The organism is Glycomyces sp. YM15 (genome assembly GCF_016918015.1).
Lineage (GTDB): Bacteria > Actinomycetota > Actinomycetes > Mycobacteriales > Micromonosporaceae > Glycomyces.
In genome coordinates, this window is the sequence record NZ_JAERMK010000029.1 from 24,520 (window position 1) to 48,537 (window position 24,018).

At 70.7% G+C, this 24,018-nt stretch carries 17 protein-coding genes; 9 read left to right on the plus strand and 8 right to left on the minus strand.

From position 1 onward, the window contains the following. Nucleotides 1-143 precede the first annotated feature (143 nt). The 6 genes from dacB to sepH form a co-directional block, all read right to left on the minus strand. Entirely contained in the window at nt 144-1,709 is a 1,566-nt protein-coding gene (gene dacB / locus JHY01_RS23450; RefSeq protein WP_205328136.1) for a D-alanyl-D-alanine carboxypeptidase/D-alanyl-D-alanine-endopeptidase, read from the minus strand. A gap of 142 nt (nt 1,710-1,851) precedes the next feature. Next, complete coding sequence (gene glmS / locus JHY01_RS23455) at nt 1,852-3,732, minus strand: glutamine--fructose-6-phosphate transaminase (isomerizing) (protein ID WP_205328137.1); 1,881 nt, start codon at nt 3,730-3,732, stop codon at nt 1,852-1,854. Nucleotides 3,733-4,001: 269 nt separating this feature from the next. Further along, nucleotides 4,002-5,933 carry a PQQ-binding-like beta-propeller repeat protein gene (locus tag JHY01_RS23460; protein ID WP_205328138.1) on the minus strand — a complete coding sequence of 644 codons (1,932 nt, stop codon included), beginning with the start codon at nt 5,931-5,933 and terminating at the stop codon, nt 4,002-4,004. 145 nt (nt 5,934-6,078) lie between these two features. Next, nucleotides 6,079-6,738 (minus strand): RNA 2',3'-cyclic phosphodiesterase, encoded by a 660-nt coding sequence (gene thpR / locus JHY01_RS23465; RefSeq protein WP_205328139.1) that lies wholly within the window; start codon nt 6,736-6,738, stop codon nt 6,079-6,081. Nucleotides 6,739-7,068: 330 nt separating this feature from the next. Further along, the gene (locus JHY01_RS23470; RefSeq protein ID WP_240193171.1) at nt 7,069-8,364 is read right to left on the minus strand and encodes an MFS transporter; all 1,296 of its coding nucleotides are present in this window, start codon (nt 8,362-8,364) and stop codon (nt 7,069-7,071) included. A gap of 338 nt (nt 8,365-8,702) precedes the next feature. Further along, nucleotides 8,703-9,725 carry a septation protein SepH gene (gene sepH / locus JHY01_RS23475; protein ID WP_205328140.1) on the minus strand — a complete coding sequence of 341 codons (1,023 nt, stop codon included), beginning with the start codon at nt 9,723-9,725 and terminating at the stop codon, nt 8,703-8,705. Nucleotides 9,726-9,946: 221 nt separating this feature from the next. Between sepH and JHY01_RS27025 the strand changes: the two genes are divergently transcribed. Next, the gene (locus tag JHY01_RS27025; RefSeq protein WP_205328141.1) at nt 9,947-10,276 is read left to right on the plus strand and encodes a DUF2530 domain-containing protein; all 330 of its coding nucleotides are present in this window, start codon (nt 9,947-9,949) and stop codon (nt 10,274-10,276) included. Nucleotides 10,277-10,449: 173 nt separating this feature from the next. Here JHY01_RS27025 and JHY01_RS23485 read toward each other — a convergent pair whose 3' ends face one another. Beyond that, nucleotides 10,450-11,229 carry a DUF3027 domain-containing protein gene (locus JHY01_RS23485; protein WP_205328142.1) on the minus strand — a complete coding sequence of 260 codons (780 nt, stop codon included), beginning with the start codon at nt 11,227-11,229 and terminating at the stop codon, nt 10,450-10,452. Nucleotides 11,230-11,406: 177 nt separating this feature from the next. Here JHY01_RS23485 and mqnB point away from each other — a divergent pair, with 177 nt between their 5' ends. The 8 genes from mqnB (at nt 11,407) to JHY01_RS23525 (ending at nt 22,399) form a co-directional block, all read left to right on the plus strand. Continuing rightward, nucleotides 11,407-12,021, plus strand: a complete 615-nt coding sequence (gene mqnB / locus JHY01_RS23490) for a futalosine hydrolase (RefSeq protein WP_205328143.1) — start codon at nt 11,407-11,409, stop codon at nt 12,019-12,021. A 47-nt stretch (nt 12,022-12,068) separates the two neighbouring features. Next, nucleotides 12,069-12,902, plus strand: coding sequence for a 1,4-dihydroxy-6-naphthoate synthase (locus JHY01_RS23495; RefSeq protein WP_205328152.1), 834 nt, complete (start codon nt 12,069-12,071; stop codon nt 12,900-12,902). Nucleotides 12,903-13,014: 112 nt separating this feature from the next. Further along, on the plus strand, nt 13,015-13,413 hold the full coding sequence (locus JHY01_RS28235; RefSeq protein WP_205328144.1) for a cold shock domain-containing protein: 399 nt from the start codon (nt 13,015-13,017) through the stop codon (nt 13,411-13,413). A gap of 36 nt (nt 13,414-13,449) precedes the next feature. Next, entirely contained in the window at nt 13,450-14,358 is a 909-nt protein-coding gene (gene larE, locus JHY01_RS23505; RefSeq protein ID WP_307814551.1) for an ATP-dependent sacrificial sulfur transferase LarE, read from the plus strand. A gap of 371 nt (nt 14,359-14,729) precedes the next feature. Beyond that, nucleotides 14,730-15,176 carry a membrane protein insertion efficiency factor YidD gene (gene yidD, locus JHY01_RS23510; RefSeq protein ID WP_307814552.1) on the plus strand — a complete coding sequence of 149 codons (447 nt, stop codon included), beginning with the start codon at nt 14,730-14,732 and terminating at the stop codon, nt 15,174-15,176. A 22-nt stretch (nt 15,177-15,198) separates the two neighbouring features. Next, the gene (locus JHY01_RS23515) at nt 15,199-15,420 is read left to right on the plus strand and encodes a hypothetical protein (protein ID WP_205328145.1); all 222 of its coding nucleotides are present in this window, start codon (nt 15,199-15,201) and stop codon (nt 15,418-15,420) included. 150 nt (nt 15,421-15,570) lie between these two features. Next, nucleotides 15,571-21,252, plus strand: coding sequence for a pullulanase-type alpha-1,6-glucosidase (pulA, locus tag JHY01_RS23520; RefSeq protein ID WP_205328146.1), 5,682 nt, complete (start codon nt 15,571-15,573; stop codon nt 21,250-21,252). Between the two features lie 166 nt (nt 21,253-21,418). Beyond that, nucleotides 21,419-22,399: a hypothetical protein gene (locus JHY01_RS23525; protein ID WP_205328147.1), complete on the plus strand. Its 981-nt coding sequence runs from the start codon at nt 21,419-21,421 to the stop codon at nt 22,397-22,399. A 230-nt stretch (nt 22,400-22,629) separates the two neighbouring features. Here the strand turns inward: JHY01_RS23525 and JHY01_RS23530 are convergent. Beyond that, nucleotides 22,630-24,018: HNH endonuclease signature motif containing protein (locus JHY01_RS23530; RefSeq protein WP_205328148.1), on the minus strand; the 1,389-nt coding region annotated here is incomplete at its 5' end.

Below are 24,018 nucleotides of genomic sequence, written 5' to 3' on the forward strand. Positions count from 1 at the left end.
TGCGTCGAACGATACTGGGCGGCGTCCAGCGGAGCCGGGTCTCGCGCGGCGGCGCCGGACGCCGAGGGGCCCGGACGCCGAGGGGCCCGGACGCTGTGCGGCGTCCGGGCCCCTCGTGTCGTGTTCGGTTGCGGCTCAGCCGGTCAGCAGACGGCCGGTTCGATCCAGGTGCATTCGAGGTTGTGGTTCGGGTCCTCGGCGGGCATCTCGATGTCCTCGACGTTCGCGGAGCGGAGCGTCTCGGTCTGGGTGGCGGTGGTGGTGTGCGCGGCGAGGGCGGCGGCGATCTTGTCCTCGATGTCCTTGACCGTGGAGTACAGGTAGTCGTTGGTGAGGATGGAGAAGACGAGTTCGCGGCCGTCGGCGTCGGTGACGTAGCCGGAAAGGGCCGAGACGCTGGTCATCGAGCCGGTCTTGGCGCGCACATTGCCGGCGGCGGGGGTGTCGCACATGCGGCCCGCGAGGGTGCCGTCCTCGCAGGCGATCGGCAGGGCGTCGTACCAGGTGCCGAACCAGTCGGCTTTCTTGGCGCCGACGAGGAGGTCGGCGAGCATGTTGGAGGTCATCAGGTTGTGGCGGGAGATGCCGGAGCCGTCGACCTGGCGGATGGGTCCGGTGTCGACGCCGTAGGGCTCGATCCCGGCGTAGGTGGCGGCCTTGCCGCTGCTGAAGGTGCCCTTGCCGGTCGCGTCGTAGCCGAGGGTCTTGAACAGGGCCTCGGCGACGGAGGCGTTGGAGGGCTTGAGGATCTCGCCGGTCAGTTCGGTGAGGGTCATCGACTGGTGGGACGCGAGGGTCTCGGGGCCCTGCGGCGTGGATTCGCCGAAGCGCACGTCGCCGTTGACGGTGATGCCGGCGTCCTCGAGGGAGTCGGCGAAGACGTCGGCGGCGAGCTGGGTCGGTTCGATGACGGAGCGGGTGGCGTAGGTGCCGCTGGTGCCGGCCTTCACGGTGCCGCTGACGCGGATCACGTTGTCGTGCGGGTCGCGGTTGACGGAGACGCTGGTGGTGGTGCCGGTCGTGGCGGTGTTGACGATCTCCACGTAGTCGTTGGCGGGGCTCATGCTCAGCTGGGCGGGGTCGCCTTCGGCGGCGCCGGGCTTGATGAAGACGCGCACGGAGCCGGCGTTGTAGTCGTCGCCCGAGGCGACGGTCAGCGCGGAGACCTCTGCGGCGTAGGTGAACTGGAGGTCGGACCAGCCCCATTCGGTGCCGGAGCGGACCGTGTCGAACGCGGTGTCGTCGGCGACGAGGTCGCCTTCGATCATCGACACGTCGCGTGCGGCGAGGTCCGCGGCCAGCTGGTCGTAGTCGGCTTCGAGGAGGGTGGGGTCGCCGCTGCCGCGCAGGTAGAGGTCGCCGGCGATGACGCCGTCGACGGGGCGGTCGCCCAGGACCTCGGTGGTGTAGGTGAAGTCGCCGCCGAGGTTCTCGAGCGCGGCGGCGGTGGTGGTCAGCTTGTCGTTCGAGCCGGGGACGGCGCGCTTGGCGCCGCCTCGCTCGTACAGGACCTCGCCGGTGTTCGCGTCGGCGACGGTGACGCCGATCTGTGAGTCGGTGAGGCGCTTGTCGGTCAGGATGGCGTCGATCGCGGCGGCGAGCGCCTCGTCGCCGGTCTCCTGGGCTTGGGCGACCATCGTCCCGGCGATGGTGATGGCGCCGACGGCGGTGACCGCCACGGCGCTCGAGATCAGGGTGCGTTTTCTCACGACACGAGCATAGGCGCGTCGATTGCGCAACCAATCCCGATACGGGCGGTGAGTGCTCGATCTTGCAGGGACGCAGGACAACCGAAGTGGCGCGGGTACACGTATGGCGTGCGCGGGATCCGCGCACGCCATATGGGGGCGTCTATTCCACGGTCACCGATTTGGCGAGGTTGCGCGGCTGGTCGATGTCGCGGCCCAGGGCCATGGCGAGCTCGATCGCGAACTCCTGCAGCGGCACCGTGGTCAGCAGCGGGGCCAGCAGGGTCGGCGACGCGGGCGTCTCGACCGTGAAGTCCGCGTGGGAGGCGGTGATCGCGTCGCCCTCCTCGCAGATCGCGATGACCTTCGCGCCGCGGGCCTTCACCTCCTGGATGTTGGAGATGATCTTGTCGTGCAGCAGCGAGCGCCCGCGCGGGCTGGGCACGATCGCGACCACGGGGGTCCCGTCCTCGATGAGCGAGATCGGGCCGTGCTTGAGCTCGCCCGCGGCGAAGCCCTCGGCGTGCAGGTACGCGAGCTCCTTGAGTTTCAAGGCGCCTTCGAGTGCCACCGGGTAGCCGACGTGGCGGCCGATGAACAGGACGCGGGCCGCGCCGTCCTCGGCCGCGGCGAGGTCGCGGGCCATCTGGCGGATCGGCTCCAGGTTCTCGATGACCTTCGCGATCTTGCCGGGCGCGGCCACCAGCTCGTCGAGGATCGCCGAGACCTCGTCGGCGTACTTGATGCCGCGCACCTGCGCGAGGTGCAGGCCCACCAGGTAGCAGGCGGCGAGCTGGGTGAGGAACGCCTTCGTGGACGCGACCGCGACCTCGATCCCGGCGCGGGTGTAGAGCACCGCGTCGGACTCGCGCGGGATCGTCGACCCGACGGTGTTGGAGATGGCGAGGACGCGGGCCTTCTGGTCCTTGGCGTGGCGCAGGGCCATGAGGGTGTCCATGGTCTCGCCGGACTGGGAGATGACGACGACCAGCGTGGACCGGTCGAGCACCGGGTCGCGGTAGCGGAACTCGCTGGCGAGCTCGACCTCGCACGGGATGCGCGTCCAGTGCTCGATGGCGTACTTGGTGACGAGCCCGGCGTGGTACGAGGTGCCGCACGCGACGATGAAGACCTTGTCGATGTCGCGGAAGTCCTGGTCGGACATGCGGACCTCGTCGAGGACGATCTGCCCGGTCTCGTCGATGCGCCCACGCAGGGTGTCGGCGACCGCCTGCGGCTGCTCGTGGATCTCCTTGGCCATGAAGGTCTCGAAGCCGCCCTTCTCGGCGGCGGCGATGTCCCAGTCCACGGAGAACGGCTTGCCTTCGGACGGCTGCCCGTCGAAGCCGCGCACGGTGATGCCGTTCTCGCGGTTGATGGTGACGATCTGGTCCTGGCCGAGTTCGATGGCCTCGGTCGTGTAGGCGATGAACGCCGCGACGTCGGAGGCGAGGAAGTACTCGCCGTCGCCGAGGCCGACCACGAGCGGGGAGTTGCGGCGCGCGCCGACCACGGTGTCGGGGTCGTCGGCGGCCACGGCCAGGAGCGTGAACGCGCCTTCGAGGCGCGCGCAGACGCGGGTCATGGCCTCGGTGAGGTCCCCGTCGACGGCGTACTCGCGGCCGAGGAGGTGGGCGGCGACCTCGGTGTCGGTGTCGGAGAGGAACTCGATCCCGGAGGCCTCGAGCTCGACGCGGAGCTGCCCGAAGTTCTCGATGATGCCGTTGTGGATGAGCGAGATGCGCCCGTCGGCGGAGAGGTGGGGGTGGGCGTTGCGGTCGGAGGGGACGCCGTGGGTGGCCCAGCGGGTGTGCCCGATGCCGCAGGCGGCCTCGAGCGAGCGGTCCTGCCCGTCGAGGACCGCCTCGAGATTGGCGAGCTTGCCGGCCTTCTTGTCGAACTCCAGGTACGGCTCGCCCGTTTCGGGGGCGTAGACGAGGGCGACGCCCGCCGAGTCGTAGCCGCGGTATTCGAGACGGCGAAGGCCGTCGATCACGACGTCGACGACGCTGCGCGCCCCGACGTATCCAACGATTCCACACATGCCGAGAACCCTACAGCAGTTTCGCGCATCACTCGTGCTCGGATGACCTAGAACTGATCACATCGTTTGATCATTCAGGTGCTTCGAGACCCGTTCACCGCCAGGACATCACGCGTTTCCCGAGATCCCGAGCGCACTCGCGCCGGGACGGCGCGCACCCCGCGGCGCTCGACGCGCGACGGCGCCCACTCCACGCCGCTCATGCCACGGCGTTCACTCGGCGGTGTTCACTCGACGGTGTTCACTCGGAGGTATTCACTCGGAGGTATTCACTCGACGACGGCGATCCCGCGGGTGCCGTCCTCGTCCACGTAGCTGACGGCCGCGCCGGTGCCGACCGGGCTGAGCTGCGCGTCGTGGCACCAGTTCGCCGGGATCGCCGCGTCGTCACGCTGTTCGGCCGGGAACGCGACCTCGCTCGCCTGCCCCTGCTCGACCTGGTAGAGGCGGCAGTCCGGGCGGTTCGGGTCGAGTGAGAGGTCGGCCGCGAGCATCGCCCGGTTGTCGGGCAGCACCGTCGCCCAGCCGCGCGCGACCTCCGGGTCCAGCGGCGTGAAGCCCAGCCGCACCGCCCTGCGGTACAGGCGCTCGCCCGACGCCGCGTCGTACGCCATCACCCCGAGCCACGACCCCTCGCGGTCCTTCGCGCTGAAGCATTCGATGATCTGCACGGTGCGGCGTTCGGTCGCCGCGGCCCGTGCCTTCGCCTCCCCGCCCGCGGCCACGCCCGGCGCGGGCGCCGCGGTCGGCTGCGACAGGTGCAGCGTCCCGCCGCAGGCCGAGGAGTTCGTGGCGCCGAACGTCTGGTCGGCCACCCGCCAGCGCTCGGTCCCGTCCGCGATCGCGTAGGCGATGAGCTGGTGCTCGAAGCGGCGCGCGGAGAACGGGCCGTCGGTCACGCGGTGCTCGATGCGGCTGTCGAGCACGATCGTGTCCTCGGTGACAAGGAAGGATTCGGGGACGACCACGGCGCTCCGGTCGATCTCCTGGTGCCAGGCGGCGGTGCCGTCGTCGAGGTCGAAGGCGAGCACGATGTCGCGGGCGATGGACCGGTCGGGGGCGGGGACGCAGTCGGCGAGCACGAGTGCGCGGGCGGCGGCGACCTGGGCGGCGGTGCCCTCGCACCCGTCGGGCATGACGGCCTCCCACACCGCGTGGCCGCCGAAGTCGTAGACGGTGAAGGTCTCGCTGCGGTCCTTGGTGAACAGGAGGCGGTCGTCGGCGAGGGCGAGGAGGACCCCCGGCGCGCCGTCGAAGTCGGCGGTGGCGACTTCGCCGCCGTCGCGGGCGTTCAGGACGCGGGTCTGGAAGTCGCCGTTGTTGTCGGCGCGGGGGCCGGTGAGCGCGACGAGGTCCTGGGCCTGGGAGAGCACGGGCGGCTGGGAGGCGAACCAGTTCCAGCGGCGGTGGTACCAGATGGCGGCGCCGGTCGCGGGGTCGAGCATGGTCACGGCCTGCGGGGTCGGGGCGGCGGGGTGGTCGGTGCGCAGGAGGCCGTACGGGGTGTCGGTGAAGCGCCCGACGCCCGCGAGGTCGGCGAGGCCGTCGAGTCCGGGGTCGGTGATGCTGCCGGTGGCGGCGGTGTCGCCGACGAGCACGTCCTGGTTGGCGAGTTCGGCCCAGCGCTGCATCGCGGGCGTGAGGGCGGCGGCGAGCATGACGACGATCGCGGTGGCGAGCACGGCGACCTTGCGGCGCAGCTGCTTCGGGGCGGGGGCGCGGCCGCCCGAGTAGCCTTCGACGACGAATTCGGAGAGGGCCAGGAGGCCGCCGCCGACGACGCCGAAGACGTAGGCGAGGGCGGCGACGCCCGCGCGGTGGGTGATGAACTGGCCGGGTCCGGCTTCGGGCATCGAGGAGTAGACGGCCCAGCCGGCCGCGGCGGCGGAGACGGCGGCGACAAGCGCGGTGATGATGGTGCGCAGCCCGGCGTGGCTGGCGGCGGTGGCGATGACGACGGCGACGATCAGGACGGACCCGACCGTGCCGATGATCATGTAGACGCCGGAGGAGCCGGAGCTCGCGCCGGTGCCGAAGGAGGCCCAGACGAGAAGCGCCGCCCAGCAGAGGAGGGCGGTGATCCCGGCGGCGCGCAGGAACACGCGCGCGAGCGGGCGCCCGGACCGGGACGGTTGGCCGCTGTGGTCCGCGCGGGGCGCGGCGGTGCTGGAACGGCCGGTGCCGGTGGCGCTGTGGGACATGCCCTCTTTCTACCGGTCACCGTTGCCCGGAGCGGTGCTTTCGCGCAGATCGCGAGGCGGTTTCTCCCTTGGGGCCGGTGGGCCGGACCATGGTGGCACCGGGCGGCGGCAGTGCGCCCCCAGGGGGCTCGCGTCGGGCCCGGTGTCAGCCGAGGGGCGCGGTGGCGATCGGGGTGTAGAGCGGTTGCGCGCCTACGGGTCCCTTGCCGAAGTCGGAGCGGTAGAGCACGATCTCGTTCGCGGTCCAGCTGGGACCGTAGTAGCGGCGGAGGGTCAGCAGGTCTTGGGCGGCCTGCTGGTTGGTGACGCGGTCGCCCGGGCGGGCGAGGGTCACGTGCGGGCGGTACTGCTTCTGGTCGACGGGCAGGCCGCCGGCGATGAGTCCGGCGCGGATGCGGTGGACCAGGTCCACGAGCGCGGCGACGTCGCCGTCGAGCCCGGCGTAGACGACCGAGTAGCGGCCGCGGCCGAAGCGGCCGCCGCCGGAGACGCAGAGGCGCATCGGCTCGGACTCGCGTGCCGCGGTGGCGATGACCTCGGCGGTCTCGGCGCACCGGTCGGAGGGGACGTCGCCGAGGAAGGAGAGGGTCAGGTGCCAGTTCTCTGAGCGGACGAGCCGCGTGGAGGGCGTGCGGCGGCCGGTCGCACCGGGGCGGCTGGGAGCGCCGCGGCGGGCGATGTTGAGGTCGGCGACGACTTCGGCGAGATCGGCGAGGGCGTTGTCCGGCAGCGGGAGCGCGGCGAAAAGGCGCTCGGTGCGCACTTGGGTCGCGGCCTGCGGGACCGCGGTGGCGGAGGCACTCACTGGATTCCCTCCAGGGGCTCTACTCGGGGTCAGTGACACGAGCTGCGGCGAGAGGTGTGTCGTCGCGGCGCGGTCGGGGCTGTCACGATGTGACCTATCCTCGCAGTATCACGAGCGGTTAATTCAGTGAAATCCCACGGGACGGGACAGTAATTTCGTCGAAGTAACACTCCTGTGCACGGCTGAGGCAGTGGAGGCGCAGGAGGTTCCGGGTAGGGCGGGAGCACTCGGACAACTCGCGGAAATGCGGCGATGCGCCTCGTTCAGGGAGTGGGAATCGCCGGATAACAGTGAATGAATTGTCGGATGACCCGATCGGCACGGCCCGTCTCACACCGATGCGGCCTCGCCCGCGAGCGCGGCGACCGGCGGTTCGGCGGTCTCGCCCAGGGCCGCACGGCGCTTGACCTGTACCCGCTTGGCGAGGGCCAGCGCGGCGGGCGTCGCGATTCCGACGACACCCCCGAGCCACAGGCCCGCGCGGGCCCCGTAGACCTCCATGAAGACGCCGACGATGGGCGCGAACACGGCGGTCGAGCCCAGGAAGACCAGCATGTACAGACTCAGGACGCGGCCGCGGAAGTCGGCGCGGACGCCCATCTGGACGCGTTGGTTGGCGGCCTGCGCGTAGTAGACCATCGCGAAACCGGTGGGCGCCAGCAGGCCCATCGCCGACCACAGTGAGGGTGCGAATCCCACGAGCAGGGTCCCGACGCCGAGCAGGGCCGAGGAGGCGAGCATCGTGTTCAGGCTCGGGCGGGTCGAGCGGCGTCCGGAGGCGAGCGACCCGGCGAGCGCGCCGACCGCGAGCGCGGTGAGCAGCAGGCCGTAGGAGTCGGCGCCGGTCTCGAACTCGGTGCGGGCGAGCATCGAGAGGGTGAGCGCGAAGTTGAACGTGAAGCCCGAGACGAGCAGGGAGACGATGAGGACGGCGATGATGTCGGGCCGGGCGGCGGTGTAGCGCAGGGCGTCGCGGATGCCGCCGGCGGCGGCGTCGCGACGGACCGGGTTGGAGACGCTGCGGCGCAGGAGGACCGCGCAGGCCAGGGCGGGGCCGAGGAAGATGCACGCGCACATGACGATGACGGTGCCGGTGGAGGTGAGCGCGATGAGCACTCCGGCGAGCGCGGGGCCGGCGATGCGGCTCATGTTGAAGATGGCGCTGCCGAGGCCGACGGCGTTCGGGAGGGCCTCGCGGTCGACGAGTTCGGAGTAGAAGGCCTGGCGGGCGGGGCCTTCGATGACGGCGACCGAGCCGAAGGCGGCCATGCCGACGTAGACCATCCACAGTTCGATGTGCCCGGTGAGCACGACGCCGGCGAGTCCGGCGGTGACCGTCGCCGATGCGAGCGAGCAGAGCAGCAGGACGCGGCGCTTGTCGAAGCTGTCGGCGATCTTGCCGCCTTGGAGGCCGAAGAGGAGGTAGGGGCCGAACTGGAGGGCGAGGGTCCAGCCGAGGGCGGTGCCGGAGTTGCCGGAGAGCTCGAGCACGAGCCAGCTGATGGCGGTGGTCTGGAGCCAGAACCCGAGGGTGCCCAGCAGCTGCCCGGCGGCGTAGATGCGGAAGCCGGGGTAGGACAGCGCACGGAAGGTGCGATGCAGCTGACTGAGGATGACCGGAGACATTGCATGCAAGGATATCTACTTACCGGTCGGCTAGCCAGTAACCGTGATCGACTTCTCGCAATCCGGCGGGCCGCTCTGCGGCGCGCAAGAAGGCGCGCCGGGCCCGAAGTCCTGCCGCGCCATGCGGGTGGCCCCGGGTACCCGCCCGTTCCCACCTTCACCACTACCAGTGAAAAGGACACGGTCTCATACGGGTACGACAAAGGCCCGCGATCGAACAGATCACGGGCCTTCTTCGCGTTTTGCCGCTTGTCGGGGAAGCCGCTCGGAAGCCTGCCGGCGGAGCCGCTCTACTGCTTGTCGGCCGGGCCGCACTACTGCTTGTCGGCGGAGCCGCTCTACTTCTTGTCAGCCGAGCCGAACAGGACGTCGTCCCAGCCCGGGAGCTGGTTGCGGGGCTTCGAGCCGGCCGCGGCGAGCGGCGGCGTGTTCATGTCGTCCTCGGCGACCGAGCGCTTGCCCGGACGCAGCACCGCGAGCGAAGGCACCTCCGGCGTCTCGCGCTGCTCCTGCGAAGACGTGCCCGGCAGACCCAGCTGCGAAGTCCGCTTCCCGCGACCCGCCATGTCGTCGAGGGGACGCTCCAGCACCTCCCGCAGGCGGTCGCGCCGCAGCGGGTCCGAGTGCGAACCGTCGTCCTCGCGCTCGCGCAGCCCGTGCATCGGGTCGCGCGAAGGCCGCACCGGATCACCCGGGCGCACCCCGAGCTCCGAGACCGACTCCTGATGGCCGGGCATCTGCTGCGGCAGCGGCGTCGAGAGGAACTGCGCCATCTCGTCGTCCGGCGTCACGGTCTGGCGGACCCGGTCGAGCTTCCAGCGCGCCCTCGCGGTCGTCTTGCCCGACGACCACGAAGCCTGCACGAGCCACGAGCCGTCCTCGGTGCGCCACGCGTCCCACGAGACCGCCTCGGGGTCCACCCCGTGCGTCCCGAGCTTCACGTCGACCACATTGGACATGCGTTCGCCGCGTTCCGAGGTCGCCAGCCGCGAACGGCGGGCGGCCTGGGCGAGCATCGCGCGCTCCTGCAGCACCGGCCCGGCGTAGCGCAGGACCCGATCGACCGCGACCTGCGCGGACGCGGCGATGTCCTCGGCGCTCTCACCGGCTCGGATGCGGGTCTGGATGTCGCGAGGGGAAAGACTGACTGCGGCGGGGCGCTGCGGCACAGGGCGGCGCGAGGCCTCGGGCCGACTGGGCGCACCCTCTACTTTGGCCCGGAGCGCGCTGCCGCCCTCGGGGACGTCGACCACGGCCGCGACACGCTCGTCGATCGGCAGCGCGAGCAGCCTCCCGAGTTCGTCGGCGAGCACCAGCGCATGACCGTCCTCTGAGAGGGCTACGAACCGTACCGGCCTCATGCCTTTCCACCCCTCGCGTGTCGTCTGTCAGCGCCGCATCGCCAGCTCATCCGAGCGTACGCCCAACCCTACCGGCGGACCACAACCGGCGGGGTGCCGATAACGGATCGCCTTACCTCCAAGGAATCCCGCGGCGCCCCGGCCCGCTCGCTTCGACGCGACGCCGTTTCATGTCATCGTGACCGATTGTCGCAGGCACTGACGCAGCGTACATTGGCAGCGTGTCCACCGACGGAACTTCCCAGCCACCGGCCTCGCCCGGCTCGTCGGCCTCCCCGCGCGAGGCGTACCAGCGCGTCAAGCGCGCCCCGGAGCTGCCCGCCCCTGAAGCGGTGAAGATGCGGATGGCCCCGATCGCCGCGATCGGCACTCTACTGTGGGCGGTCGCCCTGGTGCTGACGCAGATCTTCCGCGAGGAGCTGGCCGACGCGGGCCGCGAGTGGTGGGCCGCCTGTGCCCTCACCGGCGTGGTCATCGGCATCCTCGGCACCGCCGGCATGGCGCTGGCCGACAGGAAGCACTTCAGTGGAGCGAAGCGGAACCGAAACTAGAGGACGAGCGGCGCAGCAAGCGGAGCCGAAGCGAGCCGCGGAGCGGTGCAACGGGAACCGGCGCCGGCGGCAGAGGGACTCAACAGCCGAAGCCAGCGCAGCGGCGCCCAAGCTGAGGCGCAGCGAGGAAACCATGACAGCGGTTGAAGCGCGCCGTCGTTCCGACCGCGCCGTCAGAGGATCTCGGAGCCCTCGTCGTCGTAGATGACCTCGGACTTCTCGACGCCCTGCGGGGTCGTGTCGACGAACTCGCTGATCTGGGAGTGCGCGCCGCAGCCGTGGTCGGCCGAGACGACGCGGGCGTCCTCGGAGGAGTACAGGTTCGCGCAGGCGCCGAAGGCCAGGCGCATCGAACCGGCCAGCGGCAGGAAGAATCCGCAGGTCCCGCACCGGGCGGCCGCCGGGGCGGCCTCGGCGATCGGCGCGGTCGGGCCGCGGTCGCCGTCGTACCAGCGCTGCGCGGCCTCGGCGCGGCCTTCGCGGTTCATCACGCGCTCGCGGCCGAGTCCGAGCTCTTGGGCGATGTCCTCGACGGCCTCGTCGTCGGAGAGCTGGTAGGCGGGCATGAGCCGGTCGTCGTCGTCCTCGGTCGGGAGGACTTCGCCGGTACCGACCTCGCCGCCCTGGAGCCGCTCGGCCCACGGGACCCACGCCGGGGAGCGGAGCGCTTCCGGGCCGGGCAGGAGCGCGGACTCGGAGACGGTGGCGACGCGGGCGCGGGGCGCGCGCGTGAGCACGACGGCCCAGCGCCAGCCGCGGTAGCCCGGCAGCGTGCAATCGAAGTAGTGGGTGACGACCCGTTCGGTCTCGGCTTCCACGCCGAGGTGCTCACCGACTCCGTCGCCGGCCTCTTCGGCGGCCTCGCGGGCCAGGTCGAGGGCGTCGGCGAGGACCCGGTCCAGGCGCGGTTTGCGGCTGCGGGTCTTGGCGGCGGCGGTAGAGGTGTCAGGCACGCTTTCAAGCATAGGTCAGCTCGCGGCTCCACCTGGCGGACGGTGCGTCCGGTGGGAAGCGGAATACACCACATTCCGCGATCGGAGGGGCGGAGGCGGAACGGCGGTGCGCCGCGAGGCGTTCGCCACGGCTGCGGCGGCATCCGCCGCCGCCGAGCGCCCGGTAGCTTTGAGCCCATGCGAATACTCGTCGTGTGCGCGGTCCCCGAGGAAGCCCAGGCCGTCGAGGCCGGGCGCTCACTCCGCCACGAGCTGGACGTCCTCGTCTGCGGCGTCGGACCGGCCGCCGCGGCGGCCGCCACCGCCCGGACCATCGCCGAGAACAGCCACATGGGCCGTGCCTACGACGTCGTCGTGAACGCCGGCATCTGCGGCGCGTTCCCCGGCAAGGCCCGGATCGGCGACCTCCTCATCGCCACCGACTCGGTCGCCGCCGAGCTCGGCGTCGCGCTTCCCTGGCGGTTCCAGCCGATCGACGAGATCGGGTTCGGCACCAACCGGATCGGCTGCAACACCGTGCTGACGGTCGCGGTCGAGGGCGTGCGCGGCGAGATCCTCACGCTCGCCTCGATCACCGGCTCCGACGGGCTCGCCGCGAACCTCGCCCACCGCTACCCCGACGCGATCGGGGAGGCGATGGAGGGCTTCGGCGTCGCCACGGCCGCGCAGCAGGCGGGGCTGCCGTTCGCCGAGATCCGCGCCGTCTCGAACTACATCGGCGACCGCGACGTCGAGAACTGGGACTGGAACGCCGCCCTGAAGACGCTGACCACCGGCATCAGGGAGCTGTAGACATGGCGGCACTCGGGATCCCGTTCGAGCTCGATCCGGCGGGCGCACTGCATCTGGCGCACTCGCCCTGCCCGAACGACACCTTCATCTATCACGCGTGGACCTCGGGCCTCATCGACGGCGCCCCGGCGACCCGTCTGACGTTCGCGGACATCGACGTCACCAACACCGCCTGCGCGCGAGGCGAGTTCGACGTCGCCAAGGTCTCGTACGCGGCCCTGCCGTACCTCGGCGACGAGTGGCGGCTGCTGCCCGCGGGCGGCGCGCTCGGCCGCGGGTGCGGTCCGCTCGTGCTCACCGCCGACGGGTCCACTGCCGGAGGGGGCACTGTCGGGGACCTCGCCGGGAAGCGTGTGGCGGTGCCCTCGGACCGCAGCACCGCGTTCATGCTGTTCAACCTGTGGCTGCGCGATCTCGGTTCACCGGAGGTGACGTGGGAGGTCGTGCCGTTCGACCAGATCATGCCCGCGGTGCGCGACGGCCGCTTCGACGCCGGGCTCGTGATCCACGAGGCCCGGTTCACCTACGGCGAGTACGGGCTCCGGTCCATTGTCGACCTCGGCGAATGGTGGGAGGAGAGCACCGGCTGCCCGATCCCGCTCGGCGCGGTCGTCGCGAAGTCCCACCTCGACACCGACGCGGTCACCGCCGCGATCCGGGCGTCACTGGACTACGCGTGGGCGCACCCCGAGGCGAGCCGCGCGTACGTCGCCGAGCACGCGCAGGAGATGTCGGACGACGTGTGCCGCATGCACATCGACCTGTACGTGAACGAGTTCTCGCGGGACCTGGGCGCCGAAGGCCGCATGGCGGTCGAGCGGCTGCTGGGCGGCGCGGCCGAGCTGGGGCTGGTCCCGAAGCTCACGATGGCGATCCCGTAAGGACATCGGCGTAGCGGCCCCGTGACCCGAGCGTTCCATTCCGGTCGGTTCATGCCACGCTAGGCTTGACTGACTCATCAGTTCCTGCAGACGAGAAGTTCGAGGTTCAGCGGTGCCCAGTGGTCGAGTGAAATGGTTCGACGCCGAGAAGGGATTCGGATTCGTCTCCCGCGATGACGGCGGCAAGGACGTGTTCGTGCACCGCGACGCGCTGCCCGAAGGCGTCGAGGAACTCGCCAAGGGCACCAAGGTCGAGTACAGCATCATCGACACGCGCCGCGGGGTCCAGGCGATGGGCCTCCACGTCGTGGCCGCCCCGCAGGCCGGCGCGGCCCCGGCCGCCGAGTCGCCGAAGCGTTCGCCCGAAGAGCTCAACAGCCTCCTGCAGGACATGATCGGCGTACTCGAGCAGCAGGTCATGCCGCCGCTCGCGCGCGGTCGGCGCCCCGACCGCAAGACCGGCGCGAAGATCGCCGAGATGCTCAGAGCCGTGGCGGGCGACCTCGAGTAAGGCCGTCGTCCCGAGCCGCGGGCTAGGCTCTGTGAGGTGACCTCCCAGGCTCAGGCGACTCCCCCCACGACCGGCGCCGCGCACGTCGTCGCGTCCACCGCTCCCGAAGACGCACCCGGCGACCGGGTCGACGCGCTCCTCGACCGGCTCTCCTCGCTGCCGTCGCTCATGGTCGCGTTCTCCGGCGGCGCCGATTCGGCGTTCCTGCTCGCGGCCGCCGTCCGGGCGCTCGGCCCGGAACGCGTCGAGGCCGCCACCGCCGTCTCGCCTTCGCTGCCGCGCGTCGAACTCGAACGCGCCCGCGAGTTCGCGGCCGGGCTCGGGATCGCCCACCACGCCCCGTCCACCGACGAGCTCTCGCGCGAGGGCTACCGCGCCAACGCCGGGGACCGCTGCTTCTTCTGCAAGACCGAGCTGATGAGCGTCGTCGGACCCCTCGCCGCGGCGCGCGGCATCGCCGCGGTCGCCACCGGCACCAACGCTGACGACGTCCGCGCCGGGTTCCGGCCCGGGATCCGCGCCGCTGCGAACGCGGGGGCGCTCACGCCTTTGGCCGACGCCGGGCTCACCAAGTCCGAGATCCGCGCCGCCTCGCAGTCGTGGGGTCTGCCCACTTGGGACAAGCCGGCCGCGGCCTGCCTCGCCAGCCGCATCGCCTACGGGGTCGAGGTGACCGCGGACGGGCTCGAGCGCGTCGCCGGCGCGGAGCACGCGCTGCGGCGCGCGCTCGACGAGGCCGCGATCCCGGTGCGGAACCTGCGGGTGCGGGACATGGGCGGCGACACCGCGAAGGTCGAGATCGACGCCGAGCTCGTGGCAAGGGTGGCCGAACGGCCGGAAGTGCTCGCAGTGGTCGAGGGCTTCGCCGAGGTGCGGCTGGACGAGCGGGGATTCCGGTCGGGCGCGATGAACGAGCTGCTGCCGAACCCCGAGCGGTACCGCTGAGCGGAGGCGCGGCGGACTCGGCGGCCTCGGTCTTGGGATGAGAGTGCCCCGGTGAGACGGGCCAGCGGCGATCGTCAGTGGAGGATGAGTCCGAAGATCCGCCTCACCGGGTCCATAACCCCTCGGGAACCCCTCATTCCCCGAGGCCCCCACCGTGGGGCATGAGCCTGAGCACGCCCTGAACCATCACTGGCAATTCCCTGATACAGGGGTGTTCGCCTCATAACGTGTGGTGTCCGTTCTTTTCGGTCGCAGACCGGCTAACCATCCCTAATCGACACCAGCTCGCGGCGGCCTGCCTCCCCCTCCTCCGCGACACACTCCTCCTCGTCCGGTGAGGGCCGGAGCTGTTCGCCGTGTAGAACGGTCCTGTGGAGGTTTCGGGCTGCGCCAGCGCTTACCAACCGGGGTGCTCGGCCGGGTGCGGTGCGCCCCTGGGCGCGTCCTGCGGGCCCGGCGGTCCGTGCAACCCCTGCGCGGCGGCCTGCGGCGGTGCGACCGATCCCGGCCCGTTCCATTCACTTGCCTTGGCGCTCTTCGGGCTGGGGCGGCTCTCGCCGGAGCGGCTGTCGGCCGCACGGGAGGGGCACCGGCCCGGTCCCCGACGGTTCGGGCTGCGGCTCATCGCGGCCTATCGGCGGTGGCTTTCGCCGCGCGTGCAGGTGGCGTGTCGGTTCGTGCCGAGCTGCTCGGGCTTCGGGTACCGGGCGGTGTCGCGGTACGGCTTGTGGGTGGGCGGGCGGCTCGCGCTCGGGAGGGTGCTGCGCTGCCGCCCGGGGGTGACGCCAGGCACGCATGATCCGGTGCCCGGGGCGTGAGGGGACCGCTAAAATCCAGCGCATGAGTGACTCGAACATCGCCGGCCGCCCGTCCGACAAGGCGGTCAAGACCCGCAGCCGCACCGTCAAGCCCGGACACCTGGAGGTCGGTGAATTCACCTCCGGCCACATCGGCGCCTCCTCACCGTTCGGCACCGCTTCGTTCCCGCTGCCCGCCGGCAGCATCTACTTCGAGCACACCGGGCCGGTCGCGACGCGCATCCTGGAGGACGAGCGCCACTGAGGCGACGCCTCGCAACGAATTACCGAGACGTTGTAAGAAAATTTCATAGGTGGTATGTTCTTGCGCACACGGGGTGTGCGTCTCGTCGTGCACTCGTCACGCCGCGGCGCGCGCCCCGTCCCCCTGTTCAACCCCGGAGGAAGAAGCGCAATGCCGCGTACCGCCCGCATCGCGGCGGGAGTGCTGGGCTCCGCCCTGGTACTGACCGCCTGCACCACCCCTGACCAGCCCCCAGGCGACGACGGCTCCTGGAGCGACGAGCCGTCGGACTCCCAACTGGCGGCACTCGCCCAGGCCCCTGCCGAAGACGCCGAGCAGTTCTACTTCGTCATGACCGACCGCTTCGCCGACGGCGACGTCTCGAACAACACCGGTGGGCTGGAAGGCGATTCGCTCACCACCGGCTACGACCCGACGCAGCGCATGTTCTACCAGGGCGGGGACCTCGCCGGGGTCGAGCAGCGGCTCGACTACATCGAAGGCCTCGGCACCACCGCGATCTGGCTGACCCCGGTCGTCGTCAACCAGCCGGTGCAGGTCACCGAGCACTGGACCGGCGCGGGCTACCACGGCTACTGGGGCACCGACTTCACCGCCGTCGACCCGCACCTCGGGGACGACGCGCAGCTCCAGAGCCTCATCGACGCCGCGCACGACCGCGGCATCGAGATCTACCTCGACATCGTCGTGAACCACACCGCCGACGCGGTGGAGTACGCCGAGGGCTCCAATGCCTATGTGGAGAAAGCGGATTCGCCCTACACGGACGTCGAGGGGCGGCCGTTCGAGGACGCGAACTACGCATCCTCCGATGAGTTCCCCGAGGTCAACGCCGATTCGTCGGCTTACACGCCGGTGCTCGAGGACGACGAGACCGACCTGAAGTCCCCCGCGTGGCTCAACGACCCGACCATGTACCACAACCGCGGCGACTCGACCTACACCGGCGAATCCTCGACCTACGGCGACTTCTCCGGGCTCGACGACCTGTGGACCGAGCGTCCGGAGGTCGTGGACGGCTGGATCGACGTCTACGCGGACTGGATCGCCGAGTCCGGCGTCGACGGTTTCCGCATAGACACCGTGAAGCACGTGAACCTGGAATTCTGGCCGCAATTTCTTGCAGGAATCCGCGAGGCCTCCGACGCGAAGGGCATCGACTTCTTCGCGTTCGGCGAGGTCTACTCCGGCGACCCGAACGTGACGAGCGCCTATGTGCGCCAGGGCGACCTCGACGCCGTGCTCGACTTCGGCTTCCACGGCGCGGCGGGCGGCTTCGCGACCGGCTCGGCCGGCGCCGACGGCCTCGCGAACCTCTACGCCTCCGACCCGCTGTTCACCGCTGACGGGACCGACGCGCTCGCGATGCCCACGTTCGTCTCGAACCACGACATCGGCCGCGTCGGCCGCACCATCGCGGAGACGACCGACGATTCGACGTGGACCGCCAGGGCGATCCTCGCTCAGCAGCTCATGTTCCTCACCCGCGGCCAGCCGGTGGTCTACTACGGCGACGAGCAGGGCTTCACCGGCTCGGGCGGCGACGACTACGCGCGCCAGACCATGTTCGCCTCCCAGGTCGGCGACTACCTGGACGACGAGCTGATCGGCACCGACGCCACCCACGCCGCCGACAACTACGACACCTCCCACCCGATCTACCAGGCCATCGCCGAGCTCTCGCAGCTGCGCGAACAGCACCCGGCCCTCGCGAACGGGATCCAGGTGACCCGCGCGTCCGAGGACGGCGTCTTCGCGTTCTCGCGCATCGGGTCTTCGGAGGGCGTCGAATACCTTGTCGCCGTTTCGAACTCGACCGAGGCGCAGACGGTCTCGGTGGAGACGTACGCCGACACGTTCACTTCCGTGTACGGGAACGGCGCGATCGAAGCCGCCGACGGGGCCGCCTCGATCACCGTGCCGCCGCTCTCGGCCGTGGTCTTCAAGGCCGACAACGCGATCGGGACCTCCGATGCGCCCGCTTTGAGCCTCACCGTGAACGAGGAGTCCGCGACCACCGCCTACGTCTCGGCCGACGTCGACGGCGATCCGCTGGCGCGCGTGGCGTTCGCGGCCTCCGTGGACGGCGGCGACTGGACGTACGTCGGCACCTCGCCCGGCCCCGACCACCGCATCGCCTACGACCTCGCCGGTCTCGCGGGCGGCACGTCCGTCGAGTTCAAGGCCGTGGTCCTCGACCGCGAGGGCCGCACGGCCGCCGCGCTCGCGGTGACGACCGTGGCCACGCCCGACCAGGCCGGCTCGTCCCTCGACTGGGCCACCGTGCACTACGACGGGGACGCCGCGAAATGGGGCCTGTACGCGTGGGGCGACATCGCCGAGTCCTCGCAGACCGATTGGCCCGAGTCGAACGCCTTCGCGGGCGAGGACTCGTACGGGTCGTTCGCCTCGCTCCGGCTCGCCGAGAACGCGAGTTCGGTGGGCTACCTGGTGATCGACGCGGCCGGGAACAAGGACTACGCCTCGGACCGGACCTTCGATCCGAGCGCCGCGCCCGAGATCTGGTTGAGCGCCGGGTCGGGGGACGTCGCCTACTCGCTGGCCGAGGCCAACGGGTACGTCACCGTCCACGCCCCCGCTGAGCACCTCGACGGCTCGCAAGCTTCGCCGACACCCGGGCCGGACTGGGGCCTGCACCTGTGGGGCGACGCGCTCGCCGAAGGCACTGCGACCCAATGGGAGGCGCCTCGCCCCGCCGACGGGACCGACGCCTGGGGTCGGTACTGGCACGTGCCCGTGGACGACTTCGACGCCGACATGGGCCTCATCGTCCACTCCGGCGACACGAAGCTGTACGGCTCCGACATCACCCTCAAGCCCTCCTCGCTCGGCGAGACCTGGGTGACGTCGACCGGGGCCCATGCCTCGCAGGCGGCCGCCGACGGCAAGGCCGTGATCCACTACCAGCGCCCCGACGGCGACTACGACGGCTGGGCACTGCACACCTGGGAGGGCGCGGCCGACCCGACCGACTGGAACGCCGGGCTCCAGCCCGCGCGCACCGACGCCTACGGCGCAGTGTACGAAGTGGACCTCGCCGAAGGGGCGGAGGCGCTCTCCTACATCATCCACCGCGGCGACGAGAAGGACCTCCCCCAGGACCAACGCCTCGACTTCGCCGAGTACGGGCAGGAAGTGTGGATCACCGCCGCGACCCCGGGCTACGTGTACCCGGCCGGTGCCTCCACCGGTCGCTCGCCGGAGCTCGACCTCGCTGCGGAGCAGGCGATCTGGCTCGACCACGAGACCATCGCCCTCGACGTGGACGCGACCGACGGGAAGGTGTTCGAGCTCTTGGCGAGTGCCGACGGGTCGATCACCGTCCAGGACGGGACGCTCCAAGGGAACTTCGACACGATCGGGCTGACCGCCGCGGGCGGCCTCACCGAGGCGCAGCGCCGGGCATGGCCGCAGTACTGGGACTACCGGGCGTTCAAGGTGAACGCGGACGGCGACGCGATCCGAGAGGCCCTGCGCGGGCAGCTCGTCGCCGTCGAACGCGACCACACCGGGATAGCTTGGTACGCAACGGGAGTGCAGACCGCCGGAGTGATCGACGCGGTCTACGGCGAGGCGCTGAACGCCGACCTGGGCGTGACCTGGAAGGGCAAGAAGCCGAGCATCGCGCTCTGGGCGCCCACCGCGCAGTCGGTGCGGCTCGAGCTGTTCGACTCGCCCGAGGACACCGAGCCGAGCGTGCACGAGATGGACTTCTCGGAGCGCACCGGCATCTGGACCGTCAAGGGCGCCAAGGACTGGGACCGCAAGTACTACCGGTTCGCGCTCGACGTGTGGCACCCCGCGACGCAGGCGGTCGAGTCGTACTCGGTCACCGACCCGTACTCGCTGTCGCTCGCGGCGGACTCGACCCACAGCCAGATCGTCGACCTCGACGCCGCCGACCTCGAACCGGAGGGCTGGGACGGCGAGGACGCGCCCGCCGAGGTCGATCCGGCCGCGGCACAGGTGTGGGAACTGCACGTCAGGGACTTCTCCATCGCCGACGAGTCGATGGACGAGGCACTGCGCGGCACCTACGCGGCATTCACTCAAGAGGACTCGACCTCGGTGCGGCACTTGGCGGAGCTGGCCGAGGCCGGGCTCACCCACGTGCACCTGCTGCCCACGTTCGACATCGCCTCGATCCCCGAGACGAACCAGGCCGCAGTGGGCTGCGACCTCGACCTGATGGCGGCGAATTCGACCGAGCAGCAGGCCTGCGTCGGCGCCGTGCGCGCCGACGACGCCTACAACTGGGGCTACGACCCGCTGCACTTCAACACGCCTGAAGGCTCGTACGCCACCGAAGCCGACGGGGCGCAGCGCATCCTGGAGTACCGGCAGATGGTGCAGGCCATGCACGAAATGGGCCTGCGGGTCGTCAACGACGTGGTCTACAACCACACGGCCGCTTCGGGCACCGCCGACACGTCCGTGCTCGACCGGATCGTGCCCGGCTACTACCACCGGCTCGACGCGGACGGCGAGGTCTACAACTCGACCTGCTGCGCGAACACCGCCACCGAGCGGCCGATGTTCGACAAGTTCATCGTCGAGTCCGCGGTGCTGTGGCAGGACGCCTACCACGTGGACGGCTTCCGCTTCGACCTCATGGGCCACCACCCGAAGTCGAACCTCCTCGCGGTGCAGGCGGCCCTCGACGAGGACCTCCTCCTGTACGGCGAGGGCTGGAACTTCGGCGAGGTCGCGAACGACGCCCTGTTCGAGCAGGCCACCCAGGTCAACATGGCGGGCACCGGGATCGGGACGTTCAACGACCGGATGCGCGACGCCGTGCGCGGCGGCGGCCCGTTCGACGGGGACCCGACCACGCAGGGCTTCGGCTCCGGCGCATGGACCGACGACAACGACGGCGAAGCGACGGACGCGGAACTGGCGGCCCTGCTGCACGCCCAGGACCTCACGAAACTCGGGCTCGTCGGCAACCTCGCCGACTACGAGTTCACCGCTTCGGACGGCACCGCCACCACCGGTGCCGAGCTGGACTACAACGGCACCGCGGCCGGGTACACCGCCCAGCCGGGCGAGGCCGTGAACTATGTCGACGCCCACGACAACGAGATCCTGTTCGACGCGCTCGCCTACAAACTCGCCGACGTCAGCGGCACCGAGCGCGCGCGGATGCAGGTCCTCTCGATGGCGACCGCAGTGCTCAGCCAGGGCACCGGGTTCTCCACGGCCGGTTCGGAAATGCTCAGGTCGAAGTCCCTCGACCGCGACTCGTACGACTCCGGCGACTGGTTCAACGCCATCCGCTGGAACTGCGAAGGCACCGAAGGCTTCGGCACCACCAGCAACGGCTTCGGAGCCGGACTGCCGCCGCAGTGGACCTCGGAGGCCAAGTGGCCCTACGCCGAGGACGCCATCGCCGCGGTCGAGCAACCCGGCTGCGAGGACATCGAGCTGGCGAACCAGCGATACCTTGAGCTGCTGCAGATCTCGTCATCGACCTGCGCGTTCAACCTCGGGGACGCCGAGGCCGTGGCCGAGCGGGTCTCGTTCCCACTGTCGGGAAACGCGCCGTCGGGGACATCGGCGGAAACGCCCGGTGTCATCACCATGCGCATCGACCTCCACGGACTCGATGACACGTTCGAGTCGGTGACCGTGGTGTTCAACGCGAGCCCGGACGCGGTCACGCAGACCGTGGCCGAGGCGGCCGGTTCGGGTCAGATGCTCCACCCGGTGCTCCAGGACTCCGCCGACCCGGCCATGGCCGGTGCCGCCTTCGACGACGCGACAGGGACGTTCACCGTCCCGGGCCGCACCGTGGCGGTGTTCACCAGCTGAGGAATGGTAATGATTCGCTAACGAAACCGCTCTTGACAGGGCGGGAATACTGGGGATTAGTTTCGGATCCCTGAAACCGGGGCGGGCGCGGCACCCGTCCCGGTTTAGCGTTTTCTGAGCAAACCTGAGGGGGACAGCCGCTGCAGGTGCCGGATACGATCGGTCCATGACGTACCCCCCGCAAGACCCCGCCGGGCAGCCCGGCGGCCAGTACGGGCCGTCCCAGCCCGGCGCGCAGCCGCCCGCGGGAGGCTACGCCCCCGGGCAGGTGGGCGGCGAGCCCTACGCGACCCAGCACCTTCCCGGCCAGCCGCCGTACCCGAGCCAGCCCGCGGGCCAATACCCACAGTACGACCCGGCCGCCGGCTACCAGTCCCCCTACGGCCAGTACGGCCCGCCGCCGGTGCAGCCCAACACCAAGGGCGGCGGGAGCACCGCGCTGCTCGTCATCGGCGTCGTCGTGCTCATGGTCCTCGGCGCGGTCGGCGGCTACTTCCTGCTCGGCAACGACGACGAAGGCACCCTGACCGCCGGGGACGACGACGCGACCGTCGAGAACACGCCTGGCGGCGGCGAAGGCGAGGACGAGGGCGGCGAGGAGCCCGAAGCACCGCCCGTGCCCTCCGGGACGCACCTCGCGGTGCCCTCGCTCGACTCGGTCACGCCCCTCCCCGGCCCCGAATGGCAGTACGCCGTCGGACCCGGAGTCTCCAGCGATCCGCTCGCGGACGCCGAGATCTACCAGGTCAACCACACCGAGACCTGGGTCTCGATCATCGCCGTCGGCCTCTTCTCCGGGGCCGCCGCCGAGTTCGACCCGGCCGACCTGAACGCCAGCGCGCTCAGCGCCTCCGAGGTGTGGCTGGGCGACGGCTTCTCGACCGTCGAGGACTACCAGCAGAGCGAGATCACCTACACGCCGGTCGAAGTGGACGGACGCCCGGGCGTGCTCGCGGAGTGGCGCAACTCGTGGACGGCGTCGCCGGACACGACGGACCTCTACGAGGACACGGCGCTGCTGGTCGTCGACGTGGACGGCGTGAACGGGTTCATCGGCGTGGCGAGCGTGTCGGAGTCCGGTGCGGCACTGTACGACCCGGCGGTCGAGGCGCTGCTGGCGACGGACTTCGGCGCCGAATCCGCTTGAGCCGCAAGGTTTTGCACGGGTCGCGCCTTCGGGTGCGGCCCGTTTTGCGTTGTGTTGCCGAGGCGGCCTCCGAAACGGCCTCAGCTGTAGCGCCCCTGTTCTGGTCGGGATTGCGGACGCCGGGTGGTCTGCCCTCGAGTGCCCGGGCGGAACGGCGACAAGGTGGGAGCGGGGGCGGGCCGGATTGCGGCCTCCCGATGCGATCAGGTGCGACTCCAGACGGGCAGCGACTACAGGGTGGGGGTGGGATTCGGGTCCGTTTCCGACCCCCTGGCCCTGATCGGCCGAGGTTCAGACGGGCAGCGACAACTGGGTGGGTGCGGGGTTTGGGCTCGTCTCCGGCTCCCCGGTTCGATCGGGCCGAGGTTCAGACGGGCGGCGACAAAGAGGTGGAGGAGGGGCCGGGTCGTCTCCGGCTTCCCGGCTCGGTCGGGCTTGGGGTTCGGGCGAGCGGCGATGGTGGGGTGTGCTGGGGTGGGTTTCCTGGTCTGGGCATGCCGAGGGCCCGAACCCTCGCTTGGGGTTCGGGTGGCGCTGCGTGGTGTGTGCGGCGCTTCCCCCAGCAGTCGCCTGCTGGGGCAGCCTAAGAACGGCGGGTCGCCGTAGTCGTCGGTCGCCGACCTTGCAACTGTCGCTGTCGATGCCGGTGGTGGGGGCGCCTCGGCTGCCGCTTCGGCGCTTGAGGCTTCGCGTATTTCGCGTATGCCGAACGTCGCTCGGCATCGCGCTTTCGCCGCTCGCATGGCTTTGATCGCCCGGTCCCGGTCGATGGCCTCGGCGATGCCGTCGAGGTCGGGCTTCAACGTCTCGGACCATTCGGTCCGGTAGAGCCCGGTGGGGAACACATCCCAGTCCGAGCCTGCATGCTCGGCGTCCATGTCGGCATCGGTACGCCAGTCCGCGCACCCGCACCCGGCCGAGGCGCCGGCGGGGCCGCTCTGACCGGTCCCGGCCGCTGCTGCGTGGCCGTCGTGGTGGGTGATGATCGCCTGACCGGGCCCGGTCTTCTCCACGCTCCACCCAGGGGTGTGGATGCGGCCGTGATGGAACCGGCACAGCAGGATCAGATTCTCCGCGACCGTGGGGCCGCCGTCGGCCCAGTGGGTGATGTGGTGCGCCTCAGTCCAGGCGATGGGCCGGTCACAACCGTGCCAAGCGCAACCCCCTGGCTGCTCGAGCTCGAGTTTGCGCCGCAGGGCGGCGTTGGGCAGGCGCAGGGCCCGACCCAGCTCGACCGCTTCACCCTTGGCGTAGTTGAACACTGAGGGGATGATGAGGCCTTCGCAGGCCAGCAGCCGGGCCCGGGCGAGGGAGATCGGCCGGCCTTCCAGGAGGGGGAGGCGGCCGGTGTCCTTGCCCTGCAACGTCTCGATGTCGACGGTCAGATCCAGGGTCGCGGTGTGCCCGTGCCGGGTCGCGGCCTGCGGGGAGGACCCGTACCCGGCCAGGAGCTGATGGAGAGCCTCGGCATGCCGGTTCGCCTGCGGGGGCAGCAGACCGCCGTCCTCAGGGTCGCCCTCGTCTTGGCGGGGTGGCGGGCAGGCGGTCTGCAGGTACTTGTCGAGCATCCGCCCGGTCGCATTCGAGAGGTGCCCTTCCAGCGCCCACATGCCATTGCC